The organism is Mesorhizobium silamurunense (assembly GCF_014843825.1).
Taxonomy (GTDB): domain Bacteria; phylum Pseudomonadota; class Alphaproteobacteria; order Rhizobiales; family Rhizobiaceae; genus Mesorhizobium; species Mesorhizobium silamurunense.
In genome coordinates, this window is record NZ_JHQR01000173.1 from 1 (window position 1) to 22,052 (window position 22,052).

Annotated in this window: 19 protein-coding genes and 1 pseudogene; 8 read left to right on the forward strand and 12 right to left on the reverse strand. The window is 64.5% G+C overall.

Going from position 1 to position 22,052, the window contains the following annotated elements; all coding sequences use genetic code 11:
- Positions 1–380: 380 nt before the first annotated feature.
- The 6 genes from DH10_RS19290 to DH10_RS19315 form a co-directional block, all read right to left on the reverse strand.
- Positions 381–1,565, reverse strand: a complete 1,185-nt coding sequence (locus DH10_RS19290; RefSeq protein WP_192385243.1) for a mandelate racemase/muconate lactonizing enzyme family protein — start codon at positions 1,563–1,565, stop codon at positions 381–383.
- A 1-nt stretch (position 1,566) separates the two neighbouring features.
- On the reverse strand, positions 1,567–2,670 hold the full coding sequence (locus tag DH10_RS19295) for a mandelate racemase/muconate lactonizing enzyme family protein (protein ID WP_192256549.1): 1,104 nt from the start codon (positions 2,668–2,670) through the stop codon (positions 1,567–1,569).
- 14 nt (positions 2,671–2,684) lie between these two features.
- Positions 2,685–3,389: a GntR family transcriptional regulator gene (locus DH10_RS19300; RefSeq protein ID WP_192256551.1), complete on the reverse strand. Its 705-nt coding sequence runs from the start codon at positions 3,387–3,389 to the stop codon at positions 2,685–2,687.
- A gap of 147 nt (positions 3,390–3,536) precedes the next feature.
- On the reverse strand, positions 3,537–4,691 hold the full coding sequence (locus DH10_RS19305) for an efflux RND transporter periplasmic adaptor subunit (protein ID WP_192385244.1): 1,155 nt from the start codon (positions 4,689–4,691) through the stop codon (positions 3,537–3,539).
- Positions 4,692–4,705: 14 nt separating this feature from the next.
- Positions 4,706–7,903 carry an efflux RND transporter permease subunit gene (locus DH10_RS19310; RefSeq protein ID WP_192385245.1) on the reverse strand — a complete coding sequence of 1,066 codons (3,198 nt, stop codon included), beginning with the start codon at positions 7,901–7,903 and terminating at the stop codon, positions 4,706–4,708.
- The gene (locus DH10_RS19315; RefSeq protein ID WP_376774926.1) at positions 7,897–8,196 is read right to left on the reverse strand and encodes a hypothetical protein; all 300 of its coding nucleotides are present in this window, start codon (positions 8,194–8,196) and stop codon (positions 7,897–7,899) included. The genes DH10_RS19310 and DH10_RS19315 overlap by 7 nt, the downstream gene beginning before the upstream one ends.
- A gap of 187 nt (positions 8,197–8,383) precedes the next feature.
- Here DH10_RS19315 and DH10_RS19320 point away from each other — a divergent pair, with 187 nt between their 5' ends.
- On the forward strand, positions 8,384–8,965 hold the full coding sequence (locus DH10_RS19320) for a TetR/AcrR family transcriptional regulator (RefSeq protein WP_192256555.1): 582 nt from the start codon (positions 8,384–8,386) through the stop codon (positions 8,963–8,965).
- Positions 8,966–9,342: 377 nt separating this feature from the next.
- On the opposite strand, the gene DH10_RS19325 is transcribed toward DH10_RS19320, so the two are convergent.
- The 5 genes from DH10_RS19325 to DH10_RS19345 all read right to left on the reverse strand — a co-directional run bounded on the left by DH10_RS19325 (position 9,343) and on the right by DH10_RS19345 (position 14,680).
- On the reverse strand, positions 9,343–10,365 hold the full coding sequence (locus DH10_RS19325) for a LacI family DNA-binding transcriptional regulator (RefSeq protein ID WP_192256557.1): 1,023 nt from the start codon (positions 10,363–10,365) through the stop codon (positions 9,343–9,345).
- Positions 10,366–10,422: 57 nt separating this feature from the next.
- Positions 10,423–11,217, reverse strand: a complete 795-nt coding sequence (locus DH10_RS19330) for an ATP-binding cassette domain-containing protein (protein ID WP_192256559.1) — start codon at positions 11,215–11,217, stop codon at positions 10,423–10,425.
- Positions 11,218–11,220: 3 nt separating this feature from the next.
- Entirely contained in the window at positions 11,221–12,207 is a 987-nt protein-coding gene (locus tag DH10_RS19335) for an ABC transporter permease (RefSeq protein ID WP_192256561.1), read from the reverse strand.
- Between the two features lie 103 nt (positions 12,208–12,310).
- Positions 12,311–13,243, reverse strand: coding sequence for a substrate-binding domain-containing protein (locus DH10_RS19340; RefSeq protein ID WP_192256563.1), 933 nt, complete (start codon positions 13,241–13,243; stop codon positions 12,311–12,313).
- 279 nt (positions 13,244–13,522) lie between these two features.
- Positions 13,523–14,680 (reverse strand): fumarylacetoacetate hydrolase family protein, encoded by a 1,158-nt coding sequence (locus tag DH10_RS19345; protein WP_192256565.1) that lies wholly within the window; start codon positions 14,678–14,680, stop codon positions 13,523–13,525.
- 232 nt (positions 14,681–14,912) lie between these two features.
- Here DH10_RS19345 and DH10_RS19350 point away from each other — a divergent pair.
- The 7 genes and pseudogenes from DH10_RS19350 to DH10_RS19380 form a co-directional block, all read left to right on the forward strand.
- Positions 14,913–15,545 (forward strand): annotated as a pseudogene (locus tag DH10_RS19350) (ABC transporter permease); the annotation flags it as partial.
- Positions 15,542–16,342 (forward strand): ABC transporter permease, encoded by an 801-nt coding sequence (locus DH10_RS19355; protein WP_192256567.1) that lies wholly within the window; start codon positions 15,542–15,544, stop codon positions 16,340–16,342. The pseudogene DH10_RS19350 and the gene DH10_RS19355, both read left to right, overlap by 4 nt.
- A gap of 22 nt (positions 16,343–16,364) precedes the next feature.
- Entirely contained in the window at positions 16,365–17,951 is a 1,587-nt protein-coding gene (gene ggt, locus DH10_RS19360; protein ID WP_192256569.1) for a gamma-glutamyltransferase, read from the forward strand.
- Positions 17,952–18,001: 50 nt separating this feature from the next.
- Positions 18,002–19,531, forward strand: coding sequence for an acyl--CoA ligase (locus DH10_RS19365; RefSeq protein WP_192256571.1), 1,530 nt, complete (start codon positions 18,002–18,004; stop codon positions 19,529–19,531).
- The gene (locus tag DH10_RS19370) at positions 19,531–20,508 is read left to right on the forward strand and encodes a 2-dehydropantoate 2-reductase (RefSeq protein WP_192256573.1); all 978 of its coding nucleotides are present in this window, start codon (positions 19,531–19,533) and stop codon (positions 20,506–20,508) included. The genes DH10_RS19365 and DH10_RS19370 overlap by 1 nt, the downstream gene beginning before the upstream one ends.
- A 120-nt stretch (positions 20,509–20,628) precedes the next feature.
- On the forward strand, positions 20,629–20,982 hold the full coding sequence (locus tag DH10_RS19375) for a nuclear transport factor 2 family protein (RefSeq protein WP_192256575.1): 354 nt from the start codon (positions 20,629–20,631) through the stop codon (positions 20,980–20,982).
- Positions 20,983–21,232: 250 nt separating this feature from the next.
- The gene (locus tag DH10_RS19380) at positions 21,233–21,580 is read left to right on the forward strand and encodes an ArsC family reductase (RefSeq protein ID WP_192256577.1); all 348 of its coding nucleotides are present in this window, start codon (positions 21,233–21,235) and stop codon (positions 21,578–21,580) included.
- Between the two features lie 93 nt (positions 21,581–21,673).
- On the opposite strand, the gene DH10_RS19385 is transcribed toward DH10_RS19380, so the two are convergent.
- Entirely contained in the window at positions 21,674–22,027 is a 354-nt protein-coding gene (locus DH10_RS19385) for a DUF488 domain-containing protein (RefSeq protein WP_192256579.1), read from the reverse strand.
- Positions 22,028–22,052: the final 25 nt, after the last annotated feature.

Below are 22,052 nucleotides of genomic sequence, written 5' to 3' on the forward strand. Positions count from 1 at the left end.
TGGCGGACGAAGTCGCGGCGGCTGACGCGGCCGTCGATAAGGCCGTCGATGAGGTGGTTTTCGAGCGGCGTGCGGTTGCGCCGGATAAGGTCGAGAATGCGGTGGTTCTTGCTCATGGGTCTAGACCCTTTCCCCAGTTCTTGTGGTTGGCGAGTGCATTCCGGTTGACGAAATACCGTGGAGTTCTCCGGTCCCGGCCATCGTCAAGAATATCAGTCGAACGAACTTTAGCATGCAGGTTAGTCCGGTCCATCCGCTCTTGGATGCGGGAAGGTCAGATTTTCTTGATGCATGCCATCTTCGATCTTGCGGTCCGATCGAAATCGCGGCCGCTTCTTTTTCTACGTCTGTCGCCTCCTTTCCTCTGGCGGTCTGCTGGTTCAGTTCAGCGGCAGCCGGCGATAGGCGCCGGGCTTTTCCGGGTCGTGGTACTTGTTGCAGGGCCCGTTCTCGACGAAGTCGCGATGGCAGGCGGCAAGCCTGTCGGGCGACAGCGTGACGCCGAGCCCGTAGCCTTCGGGCACCCGCACGACATTGTTCTTAGGCGCGAACGGCCCTTCCTCGATGACGTCCATCGGCTGCATGCGAAACAGCGACTGGTTGGGCTCCCGGATCCAGCCAAGTGCCGAGCAAAGATGCAGGTAGCAGGCGCTGCCGATGCCGGTGTCGCCGCTGTAACACCAGTAATCGATGCCGGCATGCTCGCAGGCGCCGACGAAGCGCAGCATCCGCCCGATCCCGCCATGCGCCGTCGGGTTGCCGACAAACGCGTCCGGCACCTTCAGCTCCATGGCGCGCGCGACATCGATATTGTGGGTGGAGAAGGGGATCGAGGTGTGGCGGCGCAGCTCGCGCATCTCCTCGATCGTCGCCACCGGGTCTTCCCAGTTGCGCACGCCGAGCTCTTCCAGCGGCCGTGCCAGTCGCCTGGCGGTGGCCAGCGAATAGGCCTGGTTGGAATCGACGTGGATCATCGCATCGTCGCCAAGCTTCTTGCGGATCAACTCGACCATCTTCAGCGAAAGCTTCGGATCCTGCGTCGAGAACTTGCCTTCGAAGAAGGTCGTGCCGTGGCGTTCGTTTAGCTCGACGCAGTAGTCGGCGACCGCTTCCGGCGTCTTCTCGCCCTTTACCGTCGGCCCGTCGCCGCGCAGCGAGAAATAGTCGGTGAAGGGGATCTCCTTGCGCACCGCGCCGCCGAGCAATTGGTAGAGCGGCTGCTTCCACGCCTTGCCGCGCAGATCCCACAGCGCCATCTCAATGGCGCCGAAGGCCATGATGCGGACGCGGTCGTTGATCGACTGCACGCCGCTCCAGAAGGGCAGGCAGACTTGCTCCGCGCTGGCGATGTCGAAGGCGTCGCGGCCGGTGAGCCGGGGTGCGAGCACGTCGTTGACGACGGCCGCGGCCGCCGGCGTCGGCGCTTCGCCGAGACCGACAAGCCCATCCTCCGTTTCGACCTCGACTATGGTCGGCGAAAAGCCGTCGAGCTCGCCGAACACCCAGACATAGGGCGCTTCGAGCCTGTAATTGATCGGCGTTGCCTTGATGCGCCGGATCTTCATTTCAGCCGATCTCGAAGAAGGGCTTGCCGAGCAAGTCCGGGTCGACATCGATGCCGAGGCCGGGTCCGTCGGGAATGCCCATGCGGCTGCCCGTCACCGGCGGCTTGTTGGAGGCGGTGCGCACCGTCACCCATTCGTGGAAGGCGATCGCGTGCAGCCGGCGCTCCTCCGGCGTCGACAGCGACAGATGCGCCATGGCGGCCGTGTCGATCTCGGCGCCGCCGGTGTCCTCGACGGTGATCATGAAGCCGAGATCGACGGCGACGTCGCGGATCAGCCGCGTCTGCGTCACGCCGCCCAGCCGCGAGATCTTCAGCGTCAGCCCGTCGGCCGCGCCACGGCGGTGGATTTCCAGCATCTCACCCAGCGAGGTGACGGATTCGTCCAGCACCATCGGCTTGTCCAGCATGCGGCGCACCGACATGTTTTCCTCGATCGTCGTGCAGGGCTGCTCGAAGGTGTAGTCGATGCCGCGCGTAGCGTCCGCGAACTGCCGCGCCTGGTAGGGCGTCCAACCGGCATTGGCGTCGCAGAAGATTACCGTGCCCTTCGGCACGGCCGACGCCACTGCCGTCACACGTTCGATGTCGTCGCGCACATTGCCGCCGACCTTGACCTGCAGCCGGTGGTAACCTTCGGCGACGATCTTCTTGGCAAGCGCTGCCATCTGGTCGACTGTGCCGTGGGTCACAACCCTGTAGAGCTCCGCCGTCTCGCTCTCGCGGCCGCCGAGCATGGTCACCAGCGGCACGTCGGCCACGCGGGCGGCGAGATCCCAGCACGCCATATCGAGTGCGGCTTTGATGTAAGGGTGGCCCTTGAACACCGTGTCCATCAGTCTGCCGATGCCGGCAAGGCCGCGTGGATCGTGGCCGATGAGGTGCGGCGCGATCTCCGGCACGCCGGCCCGGGTTCCGGCCGGGAAGGCGGCCGAGTAGAAATTGCCGAGCGGCGCCATCTCGCCCCAGCCGGTCACGCCTGTGTCGGAGGTGATGGCGACGATCACCGCGTCGAAGCAGTCGGCGACCCGCCCCTTCGACATGCGGTAGGGGCCGTCCACGAAAGGCTGCACGACATGGTAGGCTTTTATGCTTTCGATCTTCATGTCGGTGTCCGTTGTCAGCGAGGTCGGTCGGCGCCCTTCGAGGCGCGCTTTTCGAGGCCGCGCGCGTAGGCAAGAAGCTCTTCGAAATCGAGGTCGATATGCTCGCGCGCATGGCGCTGGGCGGCGCGCATGTCCGCGCCCTTGAGCAGCGTCACATAGGTCTCGTGCACGTCCTCGGCCGGCACCGGCTCGTTGCGCGCCCGCTGATGCAGGGCGAAATACATCTGCAGCCGGCTGGTCAGCCGCTGCCAGGTTTCCAGCAGCACCGAATTGTCGGCCCATTCGTAGATCAGCCCGTGCAGCTGCAGCGCCGTCTCGATCTGGCGCGTGGTGTCGAGCGCCCGCGTCGCCTGCTTGACCGCTTCGTGGCGGCGGTCGATCTCGTCGAAAAAGCGCTGGTCGCGCTGCGGCCAGGCGAGCTCGATGGCGAACTCGTCGAGCACCTTGTTGAGGGAATAGGCATCGATGATGTCCTTGGCGGCGACATCGATGACGAAAGTGCCGGCATAGGGGATGCTGGTCAGGACGCCTTCCTGCACCAGCTCGCGCATCGCCTCGCGCAGCGGCGCGCGGCTCACTCGCATCTGCTCGGAAATCCTGAGCTCGTTGAGCTTCTGTCCGGGCTCCAGCTGCCCGGTGAGGATGGCGCGCCTGAGCAGCGCGACGATCTCGGCCCTGCGCGTCGTATCCGCGATCGGACTGAAATCCAGTTTCGCCATGTGTCCCACTCCGGATGACCTAGCTGCAAGACAAGCAGATTGTCGACAATCTAACAAGGGTATTTTTTGCAGAGCGTAGCGCTCAACGAAACGGCGCCCTCGACGTGGGAGCCGAGGGCGCCGTCGGACCGGAACTGATGGGGGTTATCAGCTGGCCGGTTTCGGTTGCGGCAAGGGAGAAACCGGCATTCCGGGTCCGATCTTCTGCAAATTGCCCGTGATCACCTGGTCGCTCTCGGAAATGCCTGAGGTGACGGAGATCAGGTCGCCGTCGGTTGGCCCGAGCGAGACCAGCTTCTGGTCGACGGTGTTGCCTTTGCCGAGAACGTAAAGGTACTTGCCGAGCTGGCTGGAACCCGCCGCCACCTGCGGCACCATCAGGGTGTTGGGCTGCTCCTTCACATGCAGCCGCACGCGCACATATTGCCCGGGCAGCAGCCTGAACTTGGCGTTGCCGATCGTGGCACGCGCCGTGATCGTGCCGGTCGAGTGGTCGATCGTGTTGTCGATGAAGGTGAGCTGGCCTTTCTGACTGGGCTCGGTCTCGCCGGGCAGCAGCACGTCGACGGCGATCGGACCGGCGGCCTTCGCTTCTTCGATCTGCACGAGGTCGGTCTCGCTCGGATTGAAGGTGACGTAGATCGGGTCGAGTTGCACCAGCGTGTTGAGCACGGTGCCGGCGACGCTGACCAGCGTGCCGACCGAGGCCTGGTTGCGGCCGATGCGTCCCGGGAACGGCGCCTTGATCTCGGCATAGCCGAGATTGAGCTCGGCCGTCCGCACCGCGGCCCGGTCGACCGCCAGCGCCGCCTCGGCCCCGCGCAGGGTGCTGGTGCGCTGGTCGAAGCTGTCCTTGGCGAGATAGCCGCTCTTGGCGAGCTCGGTGCCGCGGCCGAGGTTCGAACGCGCATAGTCGAGCGTCGCAGAGTCGCGCTCCACCTGAGCCTTCGCCTGGTCGAGTGCTGCCTGATAGTCCTCGGTCGCGATCCTGTAGAGCAGGTCGCCCGGCTTGACGTCGCTGCCGTCGGCTGCTGTCTGCTCTTGCAGATAGCCCGGCACGCGCGCCTGCAGGGTGATGCTGCGGATCGATTCCACCCGCGCGGCGTAATCGAGGTAGATCGGCAGCGTCTTCTTGACGACGTTCACCACCGGCACCGGCATGACGAAGGCAGCGGGCGCGGGCGCCGCGCCAGCCGTGCTGGCGTTGAGGCTCAGATTGCCCATGTCGAGCAGATGAACACTTGCCACCGAAATCGCGCCCAGCGCGACGGCCGTTCCCAAAGCGATTTTCCATTTACGCATGTTGGTCTCCAATCCTATTCGGCCGCCTGGGCGAGCGGCTGAAGCGCCGGCTCGGCGGTCGGTTCAATTTCCTCTGGCTGAGGAGCGTCATGATGCCCCTTGGCTGGTTCTTTCTCGCCGCGCTCGCGCAGCTTTTCGATCACCGCGTAGAAGACCGGCACGAAGACCAGCGACAGGATAGTCGCCGCCACCATGCCGCCGAAGACGGTGGTGCCGATCGACTGCCGGCTGGCCGCACCCGCGCCGGTCGCGAACATCAGCGGCAACACGCCGAGGATGAAGGCGAAGGCCGTCATCAGGATCGGCCGCAGCCTCAGCCGCGCGGCTTCCATCGCCGCCTCGACGATGGTCAGGCCTTCCTCTCGGCGCCGTCGGGCGAACTCGACGATCAGGATGGCGTTCTTCGCCGCCAGGCCGATCAGCATGACGAAGCCGATCTGCGAATAGACGTCGATCTGCATGCCGCGCAGCAAAAGCACCACGAAGGCGCCGAACAGAGCCAGCGGCACGGCGAGCAGCACCATGAAGGGCATTGCCCAGCTTTCATACTGCGCCGCCAGGATCAGGAAGACGAAGACCATGGCGAGCCCGAACACGATCGAGGCGATCGATCCGGCCTTGAGCTCCTGATAGGTGATGCCGGTCCACTCATAGCCGAAGTCCCGCGGCAGGACGTTCGCCGCCGCCCGTTCCATCGCCGCCACCGCCTGGCCGGACGAGAAGCCCGGCGCAGCGCCGCCATTGATCAAGGCCGACGCATTGTTGTTGTAATGCGGCACGGTCTCGGGGCCGACGATCGGCACCAGCTTGCCCAGCGTGCTCAGCGGCACCATGCCGCCCGACGCGTTGCGCACGTAGAGCCGCGAGATGTCGGTTGCATCGGCGCGCGCGTCCTTGTCGGCCTGGATGGTCACACGGAAGGTGCGGCCGAACAGGTTGAAGTCGTTGACGTAGAGCGAGCCGAGATAGATCTGCAGCGTGTTGAACACGTCGGGCAGGTTGAGCCCGAGAAGCTTCGCCTTGCTGCGGTCGAGGTCGTAGTTGAACTGCGGCGTCGAGGTCGAGAAAGATGAGAACAGCTGCTGCGGATTGAGCTCCGGCTGCTTGCGTGCCTCGGCGATCAGCGCCTGCGTCACCTCGTTGAGCGCGGCACTTCCGCGGCCCGAAAGATCCTCCACCTGGAACTCGAAACCGCCGGTGGTGCCGATGCCCGGGATCGAAGGCGGATCGAAGGAGAGTGCGAACGCGTCCGGCATCTGCAACAGCTTGCCGCGCACCTGCTCGACGAGTTTCGAAGCACTCTGGTCAGGCCCGCGTTCGTCCCACGGCTTCAGGATGGCGAACTCCACCGCCGAGTTCGACTGCGCGGCGCTGGTCAGGAAGTTGAGGCCGCTGATCGAGCCGACGATGTCGACGCCGGGCGTGTTCTGCAGGATGTCGCGCGCCTTCTGCGCCACCGCGTCGGTGCGCTCCAGCGAGGCGCCGTCGGGCAGCTGGATGACGACGAAGAAGTAGCCCTGGTCTTCGACCGGGAGGAAGGTCGAGGGCAGCTTCTGCCAGACGAAATAGGTGGCGACGAGGCCGGCCGCGAACAGGCCGAGCATGGCCCAGCGCAGCCTGATCAGGATGCGCACGCCATGGGCATAGGCATGCGACAGCCAGTCGAAGCCGGCATTGAACCAGCGGAACAGCACGAACTGCGTTTCGCCACGATGGCGTAGGAACGCGGCACTCAGCGCCGGGCTCAACGTCAGCGAGTTGAAGGCCGAGATGCCGACCGAGATCGCGACGGTCAACGCGAACTGGTTATAGAGCCGGCCGGAGACGCCTGGGATGAAGGCGACCGGGATGAACACCGCCATCAGCACCGCGGTGGTGGCGATGATGGGGCCCGTCACTTCGGCCATTGCCGCGCGCGTCGCGGCAAGCGGCTTGAGGCCGGCTTCCAGCTGTCGCTCGACATTCTCGACGACGACGATCGCATCGTCGACGACGAGGCCGATCGCCAGCACCATGCCGAGCAGCGAGAGCATGTTGAGCGAGAAGCCCAGCATGTACATCACCGCCAGCGTCGCGACGAGCGACACAGGGATGGCGATGGTCGGGATGATCGTGGTGCGCCAGCTCTGCAGGAAGATGAACACCACCGCCACGACCAGCACCAGCGCTTCGCCGAGCGTGATCAGCACGTCATGCATCGAGGCCGAGACGAAGCGGGTCGTGTCGTAATGCATGGCGTAGTTGACGCCCTTCGGGAAGCGCGCGGACAATTCCTGCATCTTGTCCTTGACCCGCTGCTGCAGGTCGAGGGCGTTGGAGCCGGGCATCTGGTAGACGGCGAGCACCACCGTCGGGTCCTTGCCGAAGAAGGCCGACGAGGAATATTGCAGCGCGCCGAGCTCGATGCGGGCGACGTCTCGCAGCCGCACCAGCGAGCCGTTCTGCGAATTGGCGCGCACGACGATGTCGCCGAATTCCTTGGGGTCGCTCAAGCGGCCGACCGCATTGACCTGCATTTCGAAGGAGGTGCCAGCCGGCGCCGGCGACTGGCCGATCTTGCCGGCCGCCACCTGCACGTTCTGCTCGGCAATGGCGTTCTGCACGTCGACGGCGGTGATGCCGAGATTGGCCAGTTTGTCCGGATCGAGCCAGACGCGCATCGAATAGCGCCGCTCGCCGAAGATCTGCACGTCGCCGACGCCGGGCAAGCGCTTCAGCGGATCGACCACCTGGAGATAGGCGAGATTGCTCAGCGCCACCGGATCGACGGAGCCGTCCGGCGAGGTGAGGTCGACGATCAAAACGAAATTGGGGTTCTGCTTCTTGATCGTGACGCCGCCCTGGTTGACGATGGCCGGGAGGGAGGATGCGGCTTGCGAGACGCGGTTTTGCACGTCGACGGCCGCGGTGCTCAGCGGATAGCCGACGTCGAAGGTGATGGTGATGGTCGAGGAGCCGTCATTCGAGCTCGTCGACGACATGTAGGTCATGCCTTGCACGCCGTTGATCTGCTGCTCGAGCGGCGTGGTGACCGTATCGGCCACCACCTGCGCGCTGGCGCCGGGGTAATGGGCGCTGACCACGACCTGCGGGGGCGTGATGTCTGGGAATTGCGAGACCGGCAGCAGGAAATAGGCGATCGCGCCGGCGAGCACCATGATGATGGCGATCGCCGATGCGAAGATCGGGCGGTGGATGAAGAATTTCACCATGATGCTGATGCCTCGCCGAAGGGTTTTGCGAAGTGGCGCAGGCGGGCCCGGCCGGAGCCGGAGTCCTCCAGGAAGGATGGCAGAACTTCATCGCCCGGCACCTGTTGCGCCGCGCGCGAGCGCAACATCCGTTCGAAGGCTCCGGGATCGATCCCGTCTGCCTTCATCACCAGCCGGATCATCGGATCCCGGATGGCTTCGTCGATCGTCAGGTCTTTGCGCTTTTGCATAGGAGTAGCTCCTTGCTTGCGGTCCGCATCGGATGATCTCGGACCGTTTTTCTCTCTTTTCACCGGCCGAAGCCGCATGACAGGCAGGTTTCTGGCTCTATCTCGCTCTGGCAGGGCCTATCGGTAGGGCCTTGTCGTTGACGGGAAGCGACATAGGTGTTACCAGTAAGTAACATTCTGGAAGTTACAGACCGGTAACACCCTAGTCAAGAGGTGGCCGAGGGATTTTTGGAAACGAAAGGAGATCATGATGACAGACGGCGTCGTGGAGCGCTCTCGCCCCCGGGATCGGATCCTGGAGACGGCGCAGGACATGTTCCACAAGCACGGCATCAAGGGCGTGGGCGTCGATGCCATCACCGAGGCCGCCGGCACCAACAAGATGACGCTTTATCGTCACTTCGAATCCAAGGACGAATTGATCATCGAATGCCTGCGGGCTACCGCGGCGAAGACCGCGAGGATATGGGACGAGTTCGAGGCCCGGCATCCCGGCGACAAGCTCGCGCAGCTGCATGCCTGGGTCCAGAAGGCCTCGGAAATGCTGAGCGCAGACTGCCGCGGCTGCGACATGGCCAACGCGGCCGTCGAGCTCAGTGAGACCGATCACCCGGCAAGGCGCGTCATCAAGGAATTGAAGGAAGCCCAGCGCGAGAAGCTCGTTGCACTGTGTCGCGATGCCGGCGTCGGCCAGGCGGAACTGCTCGCCGACACGCTGTCACTGCTGCTCGAAGGCGCGCGCGTGAGTATGCAGAGCGTCGGCGCCGAAGGCCCGAGCGCGCAATTCGTGCGCATGGCCGAGGGCCTGATCGCCTCGTTCCGGTCGCGCTAGGAAGTCCCCTTGACGCTTCGCGGCTACCTCCTCTTCGAAGAGAGAAGAGGCCGGCGCCGGCTGCCCGAATTGCGTTTGCTGTTCGCCTGGAATGCGGGTGAGGGGATTTGGTGTTTGCCGAGGCCTGGGCAAAGAAAAGCCCGCTGCCGGGAGGAGGTGGCAGCGGGCTCGATTTCGAACACGGCGCGGGAGGAGGTGCACCGCATTCATCGTCGGCATCACATCTGGGAGGAGGAGACGGCCGACACGTGTACATGTACTAGTTGCTTAATGATTCGGCAACCTCAAAACTTGCATAGCTGGTGTGCAGATTTGTCGCATCGTCGACCATTCCTCCTACAAATCCGAATATAGCGGCCTCGCCCGAAGCGGCCAACTCACTGCACCGGCACGTTTTCCTTGAAGATCAGCCGCGGCTCGATGAATTTCTTCGTCAGGTACGGCGCCGATGAAGCGATCGAGCCAAGCAGGCGGATCACCGCCTGTTCGGCAATCAGCCGCGCATTCTGGTCGATGACGACGTCGGCGAGGTCGTCGACGAGATAGCGGCGCGTTTCCTTGGTCAGGTCGTGGCAGATGAACACCGGCTTCTTGCGCGGCCTGGCTTCGAGCAAGGCCTTCGCCACGCCCGAGCGTCCCGCGCCGAGGCAGTAGATGCCGAGCAGTTCCGGCTCGTTGTGCAGCGCCTTGATCGTCGCGCCGTAGCTGGCGTCGGGCTCGTCGTTGATCTCAACGGCGCTGGAGACGGTGAGGTTGGGAAACTCCTCGGCGAGCACCGAGCGGAAACCCATCTCGCGCTCCTCATGGCCGCGATAGGAGCGCGAGCCGACGACCATCGCCAGATGGCCGGTACGGCCGCCCAGGAAGCGGCCCATCAACAGCGCCGCCGTGCGTCCGGCGACCCGGTTGTCGATCCCGACATAGGCCGAGCGGGGTGCAGCGGGAACATCGGAGACCAGCGTCACCAGCCGGATGCCCGCCTCGACCAGCTCGCGCAGGATATTGCGCGTGCGCGGGTGGTCGACGGCGATGACGCCGACGCCGTTGGCCTTGAGCGAGAGGTTCTCGACCGCGCCCTGCAGCGCGCCAGGTGAGATGCCGGCAAGGTTGTGGATGCGGCAGGAGGCGACCAACGGCAGGCGCGCGGCATAGTCCTCGATGTGATGGGCGAGATCCGCCATGAAGGCGTTGCTGCCGATCGGCAGGAAGAATTCGAGATGCGCCGGCTTCGACGGCAGCACGACCTGGTCGAGGGTCGGCAGGTAGCCGAGCTGCTTCGCCGCCTCCATCACCCGCTGCCGGTTGGCCGCGCTCGCGCCTGGCCGGTTGTTGAGCACCCGGTCGACGGTCGCGGTCGACAGGCCGCAGCTCCTGGCGATGTCGGCTACGGTGGCTTTCATGGGTCCACTCATAGGATGGGATGCGAGCCCTGTCAGGCCAATCAACGTCAGGCCAAGTCAGCCATGCGGCTGCGGGCCGTCGGAAATCGCATCGCGGATCTCCTTGTCCGACATGCCGGTGATGATGCGCTCGACCTCGGCGACCGTGGTCTTTTTCGGATCGATTTCCTCGGCCACCACCTTGCCGCGGCGCATCACCACGATGCGGTCGACCACCTGGAAGACGTGGTGGATGTTGTGGGCGATGAAGATGCAGGAATGGCCCGAGTCGCGCGCGCTGCGCACGAAGCTCAATACCCCTTGCGTCTCGGCGACGCCGAGATTGTTGGTCGGCTCGTCGAGGATGATCAAGTCGCTGTCGAAATGCATGGCGCGCGCGATCGCCACGGCTTGCCGCTCGCCGCCGGACAGCGAACCGATCGGCGTCGTCGGCGGGATGTTCTTGGAGATGCCGACTTGTTTCAGCAGGTCGCGCGCCACCGTGTTCATCGCCTCCTGGTCCATGCGGTTCAGGAAACGCGGCGGCTTGATCGGCTCGCGCCCAAGAAACAGATTGCGGGCGATCGACAGCTGCGTGACCAGCGCCGAGTCCTGGTAGATCGTCTCGATGCCCTGCGCGATGGCATCGCTGGTGCTGCGCAAGGTAACCTTCTTGCCGCGGATGAAGATATCGCCGCTGGTCAGCGGTACCGCGCCCGACAACACCTTGATCAGCGTCGACTTGCCGGCGCCGTTATCGCCGAGCAGCCCGACGATCTCCCTTTCGTTGACGTGGAAGTTGGCGTCCACCAGCGCCTGCACGCGCCCGTAGGACTTGCGGATATTTTCCATGCGGATGAGCGGTTCGGCCATGGTTCACGTCCCTGCCTGATGCCGGCGTTCGAGCCATGAGTGCAGCGCCATCATGCCGAGGATGATCGCGCCGATGAAGATGTTGTAGGCCAGCCCCGGCACGCCGATGAGCACGATGCCGTTGCGCATGACGCGCAGGATCAGGATGCCGAGCACCGTGCCGATGATGGTGCCGCGTCCGCCGGTCAGCGCCGTGCCGCCGATCACCACCATGGCGATGACCTCGAGCTCGTAGCCGGTGCCGCTGTTGGGGTTGGCGGCCGAGGTGCGCAGCGACGAGATCACGCCGGCGAGCGAGGCCATCACCGCCGACAGGACGAAAAGGCCGACCTTGACGCGGTTGACGTTGACGCCGCGGGCGCGCGCCGCATTTGGGTTGCCGCCGGCCGCCTGGATCCAGTTGCCGGTGCGGCTTTGCGTCAGCACGTAGCCGAGCAGGATCGCAGCGCCGATGAACCAGAACAGCGAGGCGTAGATGCGGAACGGCCCGATGTAGAAGTCGCCGACCAGGATGTCGGCAAGCCAGCTGCCTTCGGCGCTCCATGTGCGCTGCGGAAAGCCGTCAGTGACGAACAACGCGGTGCCGCGCACGACGAGCAGCATGCCGAGCGTCACCAGGAAGGACGGAATCTTGAGCCGGGTGACGAACCAGCCATTGACCAGCCCGATGAAGGCCGCGACCACCAGCGCGATGACGAAGCCCACCTCCAGCGATGTGACGCCGCCGTTGAAAAGCGTCCACATCAGTACCGGCGAGAAGCCGAACAGCGAGCCGACCGAAAGGTCGAATTCGCCCGATGTCATCAGCAGCGTCATCGCCAGCGCGATCAGGCCGAGCTCGACGGTGAAGGCCAGGATGTTGGAGATGTTCTGCGGCGACAGGAAGTCGGGATTGATGCCCCAGAAGACGACGAGCTCGACGACGAGCAGCACTAGCGGGCCGAATTCGGGCCGCGCGATGAAACTTTGGATGAAGGAACGGTTTTCCATTGAGCCCGCGACGTGAGTGAACTTGGCTGAAGCCCGCGCGGCCGCAGGCTCGGCGAAAGGAATGGCCGTGGCCGCCGCAGCGGTCACGGCCATTGGTCGCGGATTACTTGCCGGACAGGATCTTGTCGTAGACGCCGGCTGTGTCCTTTTCATAGAGCGCGCCGGTGATGACGTTGAAGCCCGGAGGAATGCCGGCGGCAGCCATGTTGGCGAGCGAGAGCGCCACATAGCTTGTCGCCTGGGGGTCCTGCCACTGCGCGGCATTGACGTAACCGTTCAGTACTTCCTGCGTGGTGTCGAGCGAGTTGCCCCAGCCGACGACCGGGATTTCGCCCGCCTTGACGCCGACCTGATCGAACACGCGCTTGATCGAGCCGGTGACGAGATCGCCGAGACCGATGATGGCCTTCACCTTGCCCTTGTGGGCGGTGAGGTAGTCGACCATGCGGTTGATCACTTCGGCCTGGTCGAGCGTCGCTTCGGTCACCTCATAGGTGATGCCCGCCGGCTCGAACACGCTCTTGATGCCTTCCTCTTCCTGGACGCCATAGGTGGCGCCCGGAACCTCGACGGGCATCCACACGAAGTCGCCCTTCTTCACCAGGCCCTTGTCGACCAGATACTGCGCCCAGTGCTTGCCGAAGGTGACGTTGTCGCCGCCGACATAGGCGTTGAAGTTGGCCTTCGGATCGGGCGTGTTAAAGTTGATGATCGGGATGTTGGCCGCGCGGGCCTCCTTGACGATTTCAACGAGACTGCCCGGATCGGGGCTGGTCGTGACGATGCCGTCGGCCTTGGCCGAGATGGCGGCGCGGACAGCCTCTTGCTGCGAGGCGACGTCGCCATTGTGGAACGAGGTGTTCACCTTGTTGCCGGTGTCGCTCGCCCATTGTTTGGCGCCGGCCAGGAAATAGGTCCAGACCGGATCGGCCGGGCCGCCATGCGAAATCCAGTAGAACGTCTTGGCCTCGGCCATCGCCGGAATGGCGAGTGCCGCGATCAAGCCAAGCACGAGCAGTCTTAGCCTCGAAAGCATTCGATTTCCTCCCATGTTGAAATCCACCTCCACATCAGGCGCGATACGATCCTCAAGGACCGCATCTCCTGCCCGCGCCGACCGGACGCCTCTAGAGCATTCCCTTTTTCGGTCGCTGGCAAGCCTCCATCGCCAATGGATGTTGGGGCAGCCGCACGCGCCATCAGCAATCCCATCAGATTGCATCAGTTGCGATGATATTCCGCGGGCAAAACCCCGCCGTTGCGCTCCATCAGCCCCTGGCAATGAGCGCCAGCATATTGCCGCTATGATCCGCTGTTAGATCAGACCGGCTCGGGCGAGGTCGCGCATGAGGTGGCTGGCGCCGTAGGTCCAGTGTGGGCAATCCGGCGACAGCCGCACGCGGTTGACCAGGGCGCCGAGCTTCTCGGATGAGATGGTGACCAAATCGCCGACCTTGTGGGTGAAACCCTTGCCCTTCTCGCCGCGGTCCTTCGACGGCACGAACATGGTGCCGAGATAGAGCGCCAGCCCATCCGGATACTGGTGATGCGGCCCCAGCGCGGCCTTGACCAGCTCTTCCGGCGAGCGGCTGATTTCGGCCATCGAGCTCGCGCCCTCCAGAGAAAATCCATCCTCGCCCTCGACGCTGAGCCGCACCGTCGCGCGCTTCACGTCGGCGATGGAGAACGTCTCGTCGAAGAGCCGGATGAAGGGGCCGAGCGCGGCGGAAGCATTATTGTCCTTGGCCTTGCCGAGCAGCAGCGCCGAGCGGCCCTCGACGTCGCGCAGATTGACGTCATTGCCGAGCGTTGCACCGACAATCCGACCTGAGCTGTCCGCAATCATCGCGATCTCCGGCTCCGGATTGTTCCAGGTCGAGACCGGATGCAGCCCGACATCGGCGCCGAAGCCGACTGAGGCCATCGGCTGGCACTTGGTGAAGATCTCGGCATCCGGCCCGATGCCGACTTCCAGATATTGCGACCAGGCGCCGCGCTGGATCAGCTTGGCCTTGATCTCCATCGCCTCGGGCGAGCCGGGCTTCAGCTTCGACAGATCATGGCCGATCAGCCCGGCGATGTCGGCGCGAATGGCGTCGGCCTTCTCAGCCGAGCCGCGCGCCTGCTCCTCGATGACGCGCTCGAGCAGGCTGACGACGAAAGTGACGCCGGAGGCCTTCACTGCCTGCAGGTCGACGGGCGAAAGCAGGATCGGCTTCTTCGCATCGCGCTTGGTCGCGAAGCTGTTTGCCGCAATGTCTTCCAGCGCGCCGATCGCCTTGCCCTTGGCCGAGCGCACATGGCCGGCCGGATCCTTCAGCTCGCAGAGATCACGCATCGTGGGCGCCGCGCTCGACGTGATGTCGATGACCTCGCCGTCGCGCACCGTGACCACCAGGGGGTGGGAGGCTTCGCTGGTCCTGGCGCGGCCGACGAAAAGGCCGTCGGCGGGGAGGCGGGTCGGGTCGGTCATGGTCTTCGTATCCTCTCGATTGTTGCGCGGCACTTTCCTCGGATTTAATGCAAACGTCTATCCCGTCGATGGCAAGGTTATGGGCCATTGGCGTGCTGTCACATAGCCAGGGCCGGCTGGCCCATCGAGCGCTCTTTCAAATTCATGAAATCGGCAATAGGATTTTCACGAAGCTCCAGCACTTGCCCGCAGCCTTTTCCGATCCGATCTGGCGGAAGCCCAAAACGGCCCCGGCGCCTGCGTGCTGTTCGGCTATCCGCTGGCCTATATGCTGTCGCAACTGCCGCGCCGCGCGGCCTCGATCTGCCTGATCTTCGTCATCCTTCCGTTCTGGACCTCGGTGCTGGTGCGCACCTATGCCTGGCTGGTCATCCTGCAGCGCAAGGGACTGATCAACAATTGGCTGATCGACCTCGGCATCATCGGCCAGCCGCTGCCGCTCGCCAACAATTTCGCCGGCGTCGTCATCGGCATGACCCACATCATGCTGCCGTTCCTGGTGCTGCCGCTCTACGCCTCGATGAAGACCATCGACGTCGACTGCCTGCGAGCCGGCATGATTCTCGGCGCCAGCCCGGCCGCCACCTTCCGGCAGATATTCTTCCCGCTGTCGCTGCCCGGTCTCGCCTCGGGCGTGGTCATCGTCTTCGTGCTTTGCCTCGGCTTCTTCGTCACGCCGGCGCTGATGGGCGGCGGCAAGGTCATCATGTGGGCGATGCGCATGGAGCAGGCGACCAGCCTCTATTCCAACTGGGGCGCCGGCGCCGCTCTCGGCGTCGTGCTGCTCGCCGTCACGCTGGCGCTGCTCGGTCTCTTCCAATGGCTGCTCGGCGCGCGTGCCACCGGTGTATGGAGCCGGCGATGAGCGCGGAAAACAGCCTGCCCATCTCGCACTGGCAACGCCTCTGGCTCTACCTTCTGGGCGGCCTCGTCATGCTGTTCCTGATCGCCCCCTCGGTGATCATCGTCATCATGTCCTTCTCCGGCTCGACGCTGCTGCAGTTCCCGCCCGAGCAATGGTCGCTGCGCTGGTACGAAAGCTATTTCGGCTCCGTCGAATGGCGCGACGCCACCATCGTCTCGGTCAAGGTGGCGGTGATGACGGCCATCGTGGCGACGCCGCTAGGCACCGCCGCCGCCTACGCGATCAATGCCGGCACGTTGAGGCTGACCGGCGCCATCAGTGCGCTGCTCACGGCATCGCTGATCATCCCGGTCATCCTGATCGGTATCGGCACCTTCTTCCTCTATGCCCGCATCGGCCTCAACAACACGCTGACCGGCCTCGTCATCGCGCATACCGTCCAGGCGCTGCCGCTGGTGGTGCTGACCGTGCTTTCCGGCTTGCGCTCCTACGACATGAGCCAGGAGATGGTGGCGCGCAGCCTTGGCGCCGGACGCTTCGCCGCCTTCTTTCAGGTGACCATGCCTCAGCTTCGCTTTTCGATCGTCTCGGGCGCGCTGTTTGCCTTCATCACCTCCTTCGACGAGGTGGTGGTCTCGCTCTTCATCTCGGGCGGCGAGACCACGACGCTGACGCGCCGCATGTTCAATGCGCTGCGCGATCAGATCGACCCGACGATTGCCGCCATTTCGACTTGCCTGATCGTGCTATCGATCGTCTTGTTGTCCGCCGCCCAGCTTTTCGGCCGCGGACGTTGAATGCAGGGATATCTTAAACAGCATGCGTGATTTCCAATTTCCCGGCCGCTCTCCGGTCCGCGCCACCGAAGCCATGGCGGCGACCTCGCATCCGCTCGCCACGCTTGCCGCCATCGACATGCTGCGCTCCGGCGGCAACGCCATGGACGCCGCCGTCTGCGCGGCGGCGGTGCAGGCAGTGGTCGAACCGCAATCGACCGGCATCGGCGGCGACTGTTTTGTCCTCTATTGCCCCAAGGGCGACGGCAATGTGATCGCCTTCAACGGCTCGGGCCGCGCGCCCCAGGCCGCGACGGTCGACTGGTACCTGGAGAACGGTTTCAGCGAGCTTCCCAAGCAGGGCCCGCACGCGGTGACCGTTCCCGGCGCCGTCGACGCCTGGTGCCGGCTGCTGGAAGACCATGGCCGCAAGGGCATCGCCGACGCATTGGCGCCCGCCATCCGTTATGCCGAAGAAGGTTATGTCGTGCACGACCGCGTCGCCTTCGACTGGGAGGAGCCGGAAACCGATCTGTCGGCCGACGAAGTGGCGGCGCGCATCTTCCTGCCGGGCGGCAAGCCGCCCAAGGCCGGCGACGTGCATCGCCAGCCGGAACTGGCGGAGACGCTGCGCATCATCGCCAGGAAAGGTCGTGCCGGCTTCTATGAGGGCGCGGTAGCCGAGGATATTGTCGGACGGCTTCGTGAGCTCGGCGGGCTGCATACGCTGGACGACTTCGCCGCGACCAAGGGCGACTACAGGACCGCGATCAGCACCTCCTATCGCGGCTGCGACATCCACCAGATGCCGCCGAACAATCAGGGGCTGACCGCGCTCTTGATGCTCAACGTGCTGTCCGGCTTCGACCTTGCCGCGCTCGACCCGAACGGCGCCGAGCGCCTGCATCTGGAGGTCGAGGCGGGGCGGTTGGCCTATCAGGAACGGGATGCATTTTTCGCCGACCAGGACCATGTCGATGTCCCGGTGAAAGCGCTGCTCTCCAGCGCTTATGCCGACCGGCTGCGCGCTACGATCGATCCCGAGCGCGCGATGACGCATCTGCCGCGCCTCGATCTGCCGGGCAGCGACACGGTCTACATCACCGTCGTCGATCGCGACTTGAATGCGGTGAGCTTCATCAACTCGACCTATTATTCCTTCGGCAGCGGCGTCGTCGGGCCGAAGACCGGCGTCGTGCTGCAGAACCGCGGCTCGAGCTTCCGCCTCGATGCGAAGCACCCGAACGCAATAGCGCCCGGCAAGCGGCCGATGCACACGATCATGCCGGGCATGATGACCAGGAACGGCCGCGCCGTGATGCCGTTCGGCGTCATGGGCGGCGGCTACCAGCCCTTCGGCCATGTGCATCTTTTGACCAACATGATCGACTTCGGCATGGATCCGCAGCAGGCGCTGGACGCCGCGCGCGTCTTCTATAACCACGATGTCGTGGAAGCCGAGCGAAGCGTGCGTCCAGATGCCGTCGAGGGCCTGCGTCGCCGTGGCCACCGCGTTGTCGAGCCCGACCATCCGCTAGGCGGCGGACAGGCAGTGCTCATCGATTGGGAAAAAGGCACGCTGACCGGCGCCTCCGATCCGCGCAAGGACGGCCTGGCGCTCGGATATTGAGCAGCCCTTTGCTGGACATCGGCCGACCGTTCGAAACATAGTCTGGAACCGTGACAAGAAGCGAAAACTCCATCGACCTTGCCCATCGTCTTGCGCCCGGTGCCGAAGATGCGCCGGCCATTGCTGCGCCCGACCGGACCGCTCTCTCGCATGGCGGGCTGCGCCGGCTGATCCACGAGACAACGGCCCGGCTCAACGCGCTCGGCATCGGCCGCGGCGACCGCGTCGCCATTGTGCTGCCCAACGGCCCGGAGATGGCGACGGCTTTCATCGCGGTCGCCGCTGCCGCCTCCACGGCGCCGCTCAATCCGGCCTATCGCGCCGACGAGCTCGATTTTTATCTGACCGACATCGGCGTCAAGGCGATCCTCGTCGGCAAGCACGAGGCAGGTCCCTCGGTCGAGGTTGCCGAACGCCTTGGCATCCCAGTACTGCGCTTGGTCGTGCCGCAGGACGCGCCTGCCGGCGTCTTCACGATCGAGGGCGACCCGGTCGGTCCGCCGGTCGCGTCCGGATTGTCCGAGGATGGCGATACCGCGCTGCTGCTGCATACCTCCGGCACCACCTCACGTCCCAAGCTGGTGCCGCTCAGCCATGCCAACCTTGCCGCTTCGGCGGCGCATATCGGCGCCACGCTCGGCCTGACCTCGACGGACCGCTGCCTCAACATCATGCCGCTGTTCCACATCCACGGGTTGATCGCGGCGGTGCTGTCCTCGCTTGCCGCCGGCGGCAGCGTCTTTTGCACGCCGGGCTTCAACGCGCTGCGCTTCTTCCAGTGGCTCTCCGAGGCGCGGCCGAGCTGGTACACGGCGGTGCCGACCATGCATCAGGCGATCCTGCCGCGCGCCGCGCGCAATCCCGAGCAGCTCGCCGAAGCAAACTTGCGCTTCATCCGCTCGTCTTCGGCCTCCTTGCCGGCGCAGGTCATGGCGGAGCTCGAAGCGACATTCGGCTGCCCGGTGATCGAGTCCTACGGCATGACCGAAGCCGCGCACCAGATGGCGTCCAACCGGCTGCCGCCGGGCCAGCGCAAGCCGGGCAGCGTCGGCGCGGCGGCGGGACCGGAAGTGGCCGTCATGGCGCCCGATGGACGGCTGCTCCAGGCAGGCGAGATCGGTGAGATCGTCATTCGCGGGCCGAACGTCACCGCCGGCTACGAGAAGAATCCGGACGCCAATGCCAGCGCCTTCGCTCATGGCTGGTTCCACACCGGCGACCAGGGCGTGCTCGACGAGGATAACTACCTGCGCGTTACCGGCCGGCTGAAGGAGATCATCAACCGCGGCGGCGAAAAGATTTCGCCGCTCGAGGTGGACGGCGTGCTGATGGACCATCCGGCGGTGGCGCAGGTCGTCACCTTCGCCATGCCGCATGACAAGCTCGGCGAGGAGGTCGCGGCCGCGGTCGTGCTGCGCGAAGGTCAGAGCGCCAGCGAGACCGACATTCGCGGCTTCGCCGCGGCACGGCTCGCCGATTTCAAGGTGCCGCGCAAGGTAGTGATCCTGGACGAGATACCCAAAGGCGCGACCGGCAAATTGCAGCGCATCGGCCTTGCGGCAAAGCTCGGTCTCGGCTGATGCGCATCACTGTCTTTGGCGCCGGCGCCATCGGCGGCTACCTCGCCGCCAAGCTGGCGATCGCCGGCCGGGTCGATCTTTCGATCGTGGCGCGCGGCGCGCATCTCGAAGCGATCAACGCCAACGGTCTTCGCCTGATCGAGGATGGCAAGGAAACAGCGACACGGGTGAGGGCCGCGGCGCGGGCCGATGAGCTCGGCGCGCAGGACTATGTCGTGCTGGCGCTGAAGGCGCATTCGCTGGCGCCGGCGCTCGGCGAGATCGCGCCGCTGCTGGGCGAGGGGACCGCCGTCGTCACCATGCAGAACGGCGTGCCCTGGTGGTATTTCTACAAGGCCGGCGGCGCGCTTGAAGGCACGCGGCTCAACACGGTCGATCCCGACGGCACGATCTGGCAGCGCATCGGCCCTGAGCGCGTCATCGGCTCCGTCGTCTATCCCGCCGTCGAGGTCGATGCGCCCGGCCTGATCCGCCATGTCGAGGGCACGCGGTTTTCACTTGGCGAGCCTTCCGGCGAAAAGAGCGAGCGTGTCACTGCGTTGGCGCGGGAACTGGTCAAGGCCGGGCTGCAGGCGCCGGTGCGCGAGGACATACGCTCGGAAATCTGGGTGAAGCTTTGGGGCAATCTTTCCTTCAACCCGATCTCGGCGCTGACCTGCAGCACGCTTGCGGCGATCGTTGCCGACGAAGGCACGCGCGCAGTCGCTCGTGCTATGATGCTGGAGGCGCAAGCGATCGGCGAGAGCCTCGGCGTGCGCTTCCTCATCCCCGTCGACCGGCGCATCAAGGGCGCCGGCGATGTCGGCGAGCACAAGACCTCGATGCTGCAGGATCTCGAACGCCGCCGTCCGATGGAAATTGATGCCCTGGTGGGCGCAGTGCAGGAACTCGGCCGCCTGACCGGCCAGCCGACGCCGACCATCGACAGCGTGCTGGCGTTGGTGCGGCGGCTGGCGATCCAACGCGGGTGTTACTGATTGGGCGACGCTCGATGCCGTTTTCAGTCCTGACATGACTTGTCAGGTACCGGCCGTTTGGCGGTGGCAAGCTGATGGCAAGCTCCCTATTTGGACTCTGTCCAAACCCGGGAGGATCCCATGACCACTGCCGAAATTGCCAAGGATTTCACCGAACTCCTCAAGCAGGGCGACAGCCACAGCGCTGCCGCGAAGTACAATGCCGACGACATCGTCAGCTACGAAGCGATGGAAGGGCCGATGGCCGTCTGCAACGGCAAAGAAGCCGTCAAGCAGAAGGGTGAATGGTGGGAAGCGAACCATGAGGTTCACGGCGGCTCGATCGATGGCCCCTATGTCAATGGCGACCAGTTCGCATTGCGCTTCACCTTCGACATAACGCCCAAATCTACCGGCGAACGCGTCACCATGGACGAGGTTGGCCTCTACACGGTCAAGAACGGCAAGATCAGCGAAGAGCGCTTCTATTATTGAGGCCGATCGGCCTGCGGCATCCTACGTCTTTTCGCTGCAGGATTTGAAAATCAGACATGGCGGCCAGGATGATATGCCGGCCGCCATGGAGAGCGTCAAATCGTCTTCACATAGTCCCACTGGCAAAGCGAGCAGGGCAGGCTCTAAATCAAAAAGAGAGCATGATGTCGCCCGAAAACCGCTTCGCACTTTTCGGCATCATGCTCTAGGGTTCGGCCGGATTCGCAATCCCATCTGCCCGAGGTCTGAGTTGACGATCACCATGTACGGCATCACCACCTGCGACACGATCAAGAAGGCGCGCGTCTGGCTTGAGAGCCACGACGTGCCGTATCGTTTTCATGACTACCGGGCCGAGGGCATCGAGGTCGACAAATTGAACGGCTGGGTCGGCAAAGTCGGCTGGGAAAAGCTGCTCAACAAGGGCAGCACGACTTTTCGGGAGCTGCCGGACAAGGACAAGGAAGCGCTCGACGAGAAGAAGGCGAAGAAGCTGATGCTTGCCAAGCCGACGATGATCAAGCGCCCGGTGCTCGAGGTCGGCGACCGCATCCTGGTTGGGTTCAAGCCGGAGGTTTATGAGGAGGCGGTGGGGTAGGGTAGCGGGACAGCGAAGCTGCCAATCTCCCCCCGCAAGGGGAGATCGGACGTCACCTCGGCTTTCGCAAATCGCGAGCGTTGCGCGAGTCCTTCACGCCCCCCGCAAATACCCCGCCAGCGCCACTGCGTTGTTATGCGCCTCATCCTGCGCGCCGTAGAGCAGCGTCACCTTTCCCTCGCGAAGCACATCGCGCAGTTGCGCCACCGCCTCCTCGTTCCGGTCGAGTTCGGCGCGGTATCGCTTCTGGGAATCCGCCCAGCGCTCAGGCTCATGTCCGAACCATTTGCGCAGCTCGTCGCTCGGCGCGATGTCCTTCAGCCAAAGGGTGAGAGCGGCATCCTTCTTGGCGACGCCGCGCGGCCAGATGCGGTCGACTAGCACCCGCTGGCCGTCGGTCTTCTCCGGCGCCTCATAGATGCGCTTCACCGCTATGTCGAAGGCCATTGAGCCTCCCTTGACAAGCAATCCC